This is a genomic window from Streptomyces sp. NPDC007162 (genome assembly GCF_040634175.1).
Lineage (GTDB): Bacteria > Actinomycetota > Actinomycetes > Streptomycetales > Streptomycetaceae > Streptomyces.
The window spans coordinates 1-8,336 of record NZ_JBEYFC010000403.1; the positions used below are offsets into that span (position 1 = coordinate 1).

General features: G+C 71.4%; 6 protein-coding genes and 2 pseudogenes. 1 reads left to right on the forward strand and 7 read right to left on the reverse strand.

Translation table 11 applies throughout. From position 1 onward, the window contains the following. Window positions 1-223, forward strand: a pseudogene (locus tag ABZ646_RS33955) (integrase); the annotation flags it as partial. A gap of 162 nt (window positions 224-385) precedes the next feature. Here ABZ646_RS33955 and adh read toward each other — a convergent pair. From adh to ABZ646_RS33990, 7 genes and pseudogenes are all read right to left on the reverse strand, one after another. Then, window positions 386-1,909 (reverse strand): aldehyde dehydrogenase, encoded by a 1,524-nt coding sequence (adh, locus tag ABZ646_RS33960; RefSeq protein ID WP_360527598.1) that lies wholly within the window; start codon window positions 1,907-1,909, stop codon window positions 386-388. A gap of 93 nt (window positions 1,910-2,002) precedes the next feature. After that, entirely contained in the window at window positions 2,003-3,259 is a 1,257-nt protein-coding gene (locus ABZ646_RS33965) for a GAF domain-containing protein (protein ID WP_360527601.1), read from the reverse strand. A gap of 136 nt (window positions 3,260-3,395) precedes the next feature. Continuing rightward, entirely contained in the window at window positions 3,396-4,001 is a 606-nt protein-coding gene (locus ABZ646_RS33970; RefSeq protein WP_360527604.1) for an N-acetylmuramoyl-L-alanine amidase, read from the reverse strand. A 49-nt stretch (window positions 4,002-4,050) separates the two neighbouring features. Then, complete coding sequence (locus tag ABZ646_RS33975; protein ID WP_360527607.1) at window positions 4,051-5,064, reverse strand: acetamidase/formamidase family protein; 1,014 nt, start codon at window positions 5,062-5,064, stop codon at window positions 4,051-4,053. After that, the gene (locus ABZ646_RS33980; protein ID WP_360527610.1) at window positions 5,061-6,548 is read right to left on the reverse strand and encodes an APC family permease; all 1,488 of its coding nucleotides are present in this window, start codon (window positions 6,546-6,548) and stop codon (window positions 5,061-5,063) included. Before ABZ646_RS33980 ends, ABZ646_RS33975 begins: the two co-directional genes overlap by 4 nt. Window positions 6,549-6,791: 243 nt before the next feature. Next, the gene (locus ABZ646_RS33985; RefSeq protein WP_360527613.1) at window positions 6,792-8,000 is read right to left on the reverse strand and encodes an ROK family transcriptional regulator; all 1,209 of its coding nucleotides are present in this window, start codon (window positions 7,998-8,000) and stop codon (window positions 6,792-6,794) included. A gap of 32 nt (window positions 8,001-8,032) precedes the next feature. Continuing rightward, a pseudogene (locus ABZ646_RS33990) lies at window positions 8,033-8,336 on the reverse strand (xylulokinase); the annotation flags it as partial.

Here is an 8,336-nt window from a genome sequence, read left to right on the forward strand (position 1 = left end):
GGCGCGGGCCCGGGAATACGCCCTGACCCGTACTGAGCGCACTTCTCGCCTGGCCAAGCGGCCTTACGATCTCCGTCACGCCGGGATCTCGTTCCGGCTCTACTCCGGAGTGGACCCGGCCGCCAAGTTCCTTGACGGCCTTCGAGAGCAGGCGAACCGTCTCATCGAGCAGTCCATGAACGAGTGGCAGCGCGTCAGCCAAGGTGACGTACCCGAGGGCTGAACCGGGGGCTTGGCCCGTGACTGGTCCGGAAGCGCTGGTCAGGAGGGACGCAGTCGTGGGAGGAATTGGGAGCTGGCGCGCAAGCCGGGCCTGGTCGAGAGCGGGTTTTACGAAGGGCGCCTGACGGGTGAAAACCCAGGTCAGGCGCCTTTTCGCATGTGTCTAGAAGAAGCCCAGCCTCTTCGGCGAGTACGACACCAGAAGATTCTTCGTCTGCTGGTAGTGCTCCAGCATCATCTTGTGCGTCTCGCGGCCGATCCCCGACTGCTTGTAGCCGCCGAACGCCGCGTGAGCCGGATACGCGTGGTAGCAGTTCGTCCAGACCCGGCCCGCCTGGATCGCGCGGCCCGCGCGGTACGCAGTGTTGATGTCACGGGTCCAGACGCCCGCGCCGAGCCCGTACAGCGTGTCGTTGGCGATTTTCAGCGCGTCGTCGAAGTCGTCGAAGGACGTCACCGAGACGACCGGGCCGAAGATCTCCTCCTGGAAGATCCGCATCCGGTTGTCGCCCTCGAAGATGGTCGGCTGGACGTAATAGCCGCCCTTCAACTCACCGTCGTACTCGATGCGTTCGCCTCCGGTGAGGATCTTCGCGCCCTCCTGTCGGCCGATGTCGAGGTAGGAGAGGATCTTCTCCAGCTGGTCGTTGGAGGCCTGGGCGCCGATCATGGTGTCGGTGTCGAGCGGATGGCCGGGCTTGATGAGGCGGGTGCGGGCGACCGCCGCCTCCATGAACTCGGTGTAGTGGCCGCGCTGGACCAGCGCCCGGGACGGGCAGGTGCACACCTCGCCCTGGTTGAGGGCGAACATCGTGAACCCTTCCAGGGCCTTGTCGCGGAAGTCGTCGTCGTGCGCCCACACGTCGTCGAAGAAGATGTTCGGGGACTTGCCGCCCAGTTCGAGCGTGACCGGTTTGATGTTCTCCGAGGCGTACTGCATGATCAGCCGCCCGGTGGTGGTCTCCCCGGTGAAGGCCACCTTCGCCACCCGCGGGCTGGACGCCAGCGGCTTGCCCGCCTCGACGCCGAAGCCGTTGACGATGTTCACCACGCCGGGCGGCAGCAGATCCGCGATCAGGCCCATCCAGTAGTGGATGGACGCCGGGGTCTGCTCGGCCGGCTTGATGACGACCGCGTTGCCGGCGGCGAGGGCGGGCGCCAGCTTCCAGGTCGCCATCAGGATCGGGAAGTTCCACGGGATGATCTGCGCGACGACCCCGAGCGGCTCGTGGAAGTGGTACGCCACGGTGTCGTCGTCGACCTCGCCCAGCGAACCCTCCTGCGCCCGGATCGCCCCCGCGAAGTAGCGGAAGTGGTCGATGGCGAGGGGGATGTCCGCGGCCAGCGTCTCCCGCACCGGCTTGCCGTTCTCCCAGCTCTCCGCGACCGCGAGCGGTTCGAGGTAGGCCTCCATCCGGTCAGCGATCTTGAGGAGGATGTCGGAACGCTCCGTCACGGACGTCCGGCCCCAGCCCGGCGCCGCCGCGTGCGCCGCGTCCAGTGCCCGCTCCACGTCCTCCGCGGTGCCCCGCGCGATCTCGGTGAACGGCTGCCCGTTCACCGGCGACGGGTTCTCGAAGTACTGCCCGCGGGCCGGCGGCACGTACTCCCCACCGATGAAGTGGTCGTAGCGCGCCTGGTAGGAGACGATCGCGCCCTCGGTGCCGGGCGCCGCGTAACGGGTCATGGTGGCCTGCCTCCTTGCAGATGCGCTGCCCGTCGTGGGCAGCTCCGCGCGCAGGCTAGGGGAGTGGACGTTGCGCCCCCGTTGCGGCACAGGTCAGTGCACCGGAGCCGCCAGCTCCGCCTCCAGTGCCGCCAGCCGGTACCGCACGAGCGCTGTCGGCCGCACCGCCGCGAGCGCCCGCCACACCTCGACGTCGTCCTCGCCCCACGGCGCGTGCGCCCACTCCGCGAGCAGATCGGGATCGCGGCGCGCGATCAGCGCCGACCGCAGCCCGTCCGCCAGCCGTCGCCGCAGCCTTACCACCGCAGGGGCCTGCGACCCCGGCAGCAACGGTCCCGGATACGCCGCTACGGCCGCCGTCACCGCTCCCGCCTCCAGACGCCGCTCCACCACGGCTGCGTCCGACTCGACCGGAACGGTCAGCCGGTACGGCCGGGACGCCAGCAATCCTGGACCCAACAGCCGCCGTAGACGGGCCAGTTCCGCCCGAAGGGTCACCGGGGTCACCGACTCGTCCGCGTAGAGCGCGCAGAGCAGTTCGTCGCCGGTCAGGCCCTCCGGGTGGCGGGACAGCAGCACCAGCAGTTCGCTGTGGCGCCGACCGAGCCGCAGACGGTGGCCGTCCAGGTGGAGTTCCGCCTCGTCACGGCCGAGTGCCGTCAGCGCCGGTGCCTCGTCGGCCGGTGCCGGCGGATCGAGCAGCGCCAACTGCGACTCCGCGGCCCGGGCCACCGCCTGGACGAAGCCGAGACTGTGCGGGTGCGCCAGCCGGTCGCCACCGGTGATGTCGACGGCGCCCAGCACCCGCCCCGTGCGCGGATCGTGCACCGGCGCGGCCGCGCATGTCCACGGCTGCACCCGGCGGATGAAGTGCTCCGCCGCGAACACCTGCACGGGCCGGTCCACCGCGACCGCCGTGCCCGGGGCGTTGGTGCCGACCGCGGCCTCCGACCAGCGCGCACCCGGTACGAAGTTCATCAGGTCAGCCCGCCGCCGGGTCGCCGGATGCCCCTCGACCCACAGCAGCCTGCCGTCCGCGTCGCACACCGCGAGCAGGTGCTCGCCGTCCGCCGCGAACGTGCCCATCAGCTCGCGGAACAGCGGCATCACCCGGGCCAGCGGGTGCTCCGCCCGATAGGCCCCGAGATCACCGTCCATCAGCTCCACCCGCGCCGATCCTTCCGGTCCCACCCCGGCCCGGGCCGAACGACGCCACGACTCGGCCACCACGGACCGCACCGGGCGCGGCACGGTGCCCACCGTGGTGAACGTCTCGTGCGCCCGGCGCAGCACCCGGACGCGCTCGGCAGGGTCGGCCCCCGGCTCCAGGGCCACCCATGGATCGGTCAACTCGTCCTCCTCGGACGGCGATGCGGCTGGTGACATCGTCACGCGGGGTGTTCGCCCCGACAACCGTTTCGACGCTCCTCGATCGGAGCAATCGAGCTCTCCTTCGAGGGACCGCCCGCAGACCCGGGAACCCTCCTCACTCCGAGGACAGGCCGACCAGTTTCATGTAGCGGCTCCAGTCCCAGTGCCCGCCCGGATCCGTGTGATCGGTCCCTGGCACCTCGACGTGGCCGATCACGTGTTCCCGGTCCTTCGCGATGCCGTATCTCTCGCAGATCGACGCCGTCAGCCGTGCCGACTCCGTGTACAGGAGGTCGGTGAAGTACTCCGGCTTGTCCACCCAGCCCTCGTGCTCGATGCCGATGCTCCGTGTGTTGTAGTCCCAGTTCCCCGCGTGCCAGGCGATGTCGGTCTCCCGCACGCACTGGGCGACATGACCGTCCGCCGAGCGCACCAGATAGTGCGCGGACACCCGCTTCTTCGGGTTCTGGAAGATGGCCAGCGTGCCGGCGTAGGACTGCTGCGTGACGTGGATGATCACACGGTCGATCCGGTACTCGTCAGGGCGCTGCGCCGGCGTGCGGTTCTCGCTGCTCGCCGCCTCCCACTCGGCCTTCGGGTAGTCGACGACCCCGGTCCGGGCATCCGCGCGGGTCTCGGAGAGCAGCGTGTACGGGACGACGGCGAGGGCCGCGCTTGTCAGGAGCCGTCGCCTGCTGGGAAGCGGTCGTGCCCGGTCCATGGGTGCCTTTCGGAAACGTGTGCTCGAAGCACGGGGCGAGCGGCGGCGGTCAGCGGCGCAGGGCCGCCGCCGTCTCGCGCAGCCGCGCATGCAGTCCGCGGTAAGTCTCGCGCGCGGGCAGCCACTCCTTGCGGAGCTTGGCCACACACGTGTAGTTGGTGTCGCACACGTTGGCCAGCGGCGATTCCACCGTCTGAGTCGCGTACTGGTACGCGTCGAGTTCACCGAACCCGTAGTCGCGCACCAGCCACTGCACCAGGTCGAGCTGCGATATCCGGAAGGCGTCCTCCAGAGGGCGTGCCGAGCCGGTGGAGACGATGTGTGTGTCCGATTCCAGCCGGGGCCAGGGAGTCGTGATCCCCTTCAGCAGCTCGACGATCACCACGGTGTTCATCGCGCACTCCACGGCCACCCCGCAGGTCTCGCCCTCGCCCTGCCGGGCGTGCCCGTCGCCGAGGCTGAGCAGCGCGCCCTCCACGTTGACGCCGAGATAGCAGGTGACACCGGCCCGCATCTCGGGTGTGTCCATGTTGCCGCCGTGCGCGTCGGGCACCAGGGCCGAGCGGACCTCCAGATTGGCCGGGGCCACACCGACCGTGCCGTGCATGGGGTCGAGTGGCAGCTCCAGCTCGATGTCCCCCTCGTGCGCCCGGAACAGGGCCGTACGGCGGCTGCGGTCCAGCTGCCAGATCCAGACCTTCTCCGGCAGCGGCTGCTGGAGGGCGGCCGTGGCATGGGTGGAGGTGAGCGCGCCGAAGAGCGGGACGGTCGTGGACGCTGCCCAGTCCCGGGCCGGCTCGATCGACACGAAGTGCACGGCGACGGTGTCGCCCGGCTCCGCTCCCTCGATGTGGAAGGGGCCGGTCTGCGGATTGAGGAACGGGAACTCGCACACCTCGGACACCAGGTCCTTCTCGGACCTCACCCGTCCCGCGAAGCAGTCCTCCGTGTACAGGTCGAGAACGGTGCCGGGCGTGACGCGTGCGACCGGCGGCGCCCCGCCGAACGTCCACGCGTAGTCGCCCGGTCCGGGGCGGACGGTGAGGATACGGGGCTCGGTCATCGTGGTACGGCTCCGTTCTGCGGGGCGCCGGCATGGGGATCGTCCTCATCGAGGTGGACGCGCGCGGTCTCGGCTATGCGCTCGGGATGACGCCGCATCAGTATCAGCAGCACGACCGCTCCGGCCGCCATCCAGACGCCCACCACCGGACCGGCGTACGACACCGGCGCGGTCAGCTTCGTCACGAAGTCGAAGACGGGCAGTCCGGCCGCGGTGAGCAGGGCTGGGACGAACGCCACGATGCCGAGCAAGGGGAGGAGGAGGTGTCGTACCGGCTTGAGGGACCCGCGACCGCGGCGCAGGAAGTAGCCCATGCAGGCGAGGTTGACGACGATGTAGACGCCGACGACGACCGTGACGATCACCGTGGCCAGCAGCAGGAACGCGGTCACCGGGTCGTAGCCGAAGCCCAGTCCCAGCGCGGCACCGACCGCCACGACCGTCTGCACCGCGATGCCGACGACAGGGGAGCGGTATCGCGGGTGCAGCGTGGCGAGGACGCGCGGGAGGACCCGGATGCGGGCCAGCGCGTAGGCCGTCCGCGTGGACACGTTGGCGTTCGCGTTGGCGTTGGCGATCGTCGAGTTGACCACCGCGAGGAACACCAGGATCCAGAAGAGCCCGAACGACGCGCGGGCGACACCCTCCCAGGAGGCCCTGCCGGCCGCCCCGAAGGAGGCGAAGCGGTCCGGCCCGAAGTACACCGTCATCGCATAGGTCGTCACCACGTAGAACAGGCCGATCCCCAGGGCCGCGCCGAGCACCGCGCGGTGCATGGTGCGGCGCGGGTCCCGGGTCTCCTCCGCGAGCGGCGCCGCCGCCTCGAAGCCGGCGAACGCCAGCACGGTGTAGACGGAACCGGCGAAGACCCCGCTGACGCCGCCGTACCCCTGCGCCGTGTGCGAAGTACCGAAGACCGAGAGGGTGTTGTGGTCGCCGGCCCTGACGATCAGCCACCCGGCGAAGACGAGGAGGACAGCGATCTCGAAGACTCCGAGGACCGTCCCGAAGCGGGCCGAGGCACGCACCCCCAGACACCCGGCGACGGCGATGACGGCGGCCCCGGCCAGTGCCCACGGCCACCACAGGTCCGCCGGACAGGAGGCCCACTCCTCATGCAGGGTCCCGGCCGTGGTGAACCCGAGCTGGAGCAGCAGCAACGGCGGTACGAGCGCCTGCACGAACACGTAGCCCCAGCCGACCAGGAACCCCACGGCCGGATGCAGCCCCCGGGCCGCATAGGTGGCCACGGAACCGGCCGCAGGCAACTCCCGCGCCAGCTCGGCGACACACGACGCGGTGAACAGACAGGCCACCAGAGCGATCACCACGGCCAACGGAAGACTGCCCCCGGCGAACGCCGCCCCCGACGGGATGGAGGCGGCGACGGCGGCTGCGGGTGCCATCGCCGTGATGCTCTGGAACAGCACCTCCCGCAGCCCGACCGCGTCCCTCCGCAGTCCCGCGGCCGCCTGAGCCGACATGCGTCCTCCCCCCCCATGACGTGCGGGTATCCACCGAAGCGGCGGATGCCTCGCGTGAATCACGGTACGGCGCCGCAGGGTTGGGCAGAAGAGCGCCTGATGATTCCGTGGACGGCACGGGTGTTGTGGAAAACCTCGCCACTCGAACGGGTGCGGCGAGCGGTGGACAGGCCCGGTCGTGCCCCGACTGGGGCTTCGGCCGGAGCCGGGTCCTGGGCCGGAACTGTTCCGGCTGCGGCTCGCTCAGGCCCGTTCCGCCACCGTCGCGGGATCGTCCAGCACGGCGCGGACCACCGAGTGGGCCGCGCCCAGCAAGGGCCCTTCGGAGCCCAGGCGGGAGACGGAGACCGGGCAGGCCGGGCCCGTGGTGCGGTCCGACAGTTCGGCTTCCAGAGACGGCAGGAGCCATGGCGCGAGGCCGGCCAGTGCGCCGCCCAGGACCACCGACTCGGGGTCGAGCAGGTTGACCGCGCCGGTCAGGGCGATGCCCAGAGCCGTACCGGCGTCGCGCAGGGCGCGCCGCGCGCCCTCGTGGTCCTCGCCCGCCTCCCGCGCGAGCAGCCCCACCGCGTCCTCGCGGGACTCGAGACCGGCCGCGCGCAGCACCGCTTCCTCACCCGCGTACTGCTCCAGGCAGCCGCGTCCGCCGCAGGCACAGCGCGGCCCGTCGGGACGGACCGGCACATGGCCGAGTTCGCCCGCGAAACCGCGGTTGCCACGCAGCAGCTGACCGTCCACGACGACGGCGGCACCGATACCGATCTCCGCCGACACGTGCAGGAAGTCGCGGGGGGTGGCGTCGCCGAGCCACAGTTCGGCCAGGGCACCGAAGTTCGCCTCGTTGTCCACCGACAGCGGCAGGCCCGTGGGCAGCAGCTCGCCGAGATCGATGTCGTGCCAGTCGAGGTTCGGGGCGTGCACGACCGTGTGGCCGTCGCGGGCGACCAGGCCGGGGACGGCGACCGCGAGACCGGCCGGCCACAGGCCTTCCTGTTCCGCGTCCGCCACGACCCGCCGGACCAGCGCGGTCAGTTCCCCGACCACCGGACGTGGGTCCCGGCCCCGGTTCGTGCCGTGCCGCACGGCTCGCGCGCGTATCTCGCCACGCAGGTCCACCGCGCACACGGCGAGGTGGTCGACCCCGACCTCCGCGCCGATCCCGGCCGGGCCGCGCCCGCTCACCGCGAGCGCCGAGCCGGGGCGGCCCACCCGGCTGGGCCGCTCGGGGCCGAGTTCCTCCAGGAGCCCCCAGCGGACCAGCTCGTCCACCAGGGTCGACACCGCCGCCCTGGTCAGTCCGATGCGCGAGGCGACCGCGGCCCGTGACAGTGAACCCTCGGCCCTGACCGCGTGCATCACGCGCGCGAGGTTGCGCCGGCGCATGCCCTGCTGGGTGTCCGGCAGGGCACGGCCGGTCGCCGTGGTACGGGCCTCGTGCAGCGGTGCGGTCATGCCTCCATCAATCCTCTGGGCTCCAGGGCAGGTCAGCGGTCCTCAGGCGCCCGCTCCAGCAGCGGGGCCGCGTCGGAGAGTACCCCGGAGATCCTGGCCAGCGTCGCGTCGTCCCGCTCCACCGCGTCCAGCACCGGGCCCGCGGCCGTGTCCCAGCGCCGGGCCACCGCCGCCGGGTCCTCCCCGGTCAGCAGCCCGGCCGCCTGCGCCGCCGCGCCGAGAGCGACGAGTTCCTTCGCCTCGGGCACGCGCACCGAGCGCCCCGAGAGCCGCCGTACCGTCTCCTGCCAGGCGCGGCCGCGGGCGCCGCCGCCGACCAGCAGCAGCGGGGTGGTC

Excerpts from the sequence above, each read along its gene's own strand:
- ABZ646_RS33980 (WP_360527610.1), bottom strand. The coding sequence starts at position 6,548 with ATGTCGGCTCAGGCGGCCGCGGGACTGCGGAGGGACGCGGTCGGGCTG.
- ABZ646_RS33985 (WP_360527613.1), bottom strand. The coding sequence starts at position 8,000 with ATGACCGCACCGCTGCACGAGGCCCGTACCACGGCGACCGGCCGTGCC.
- ABZ646_RS33975 (WP_360527607.1), bottom strand. The coding sequence starts at position 5,064 with ATGACCGAGCCCCGTATCCTCACCGTCCGCCCCGGACCGGGCGACTAC.
- adh (WP_360527598.1), bottom strand. The coding sequence starts at position 1,909 with ATGACCCGTTACGCGGCGCCCGGCACCGAGGGCGCGATCGTCTCCTAC.
- ABZ646_RS33970 (WP_360527604.1), bottom strand. The coding sequence starts at position 4,001 with ATGGACCGGGCACGACCGCTTCCCAGCAGGCGACGGCTCCTGACAAGC.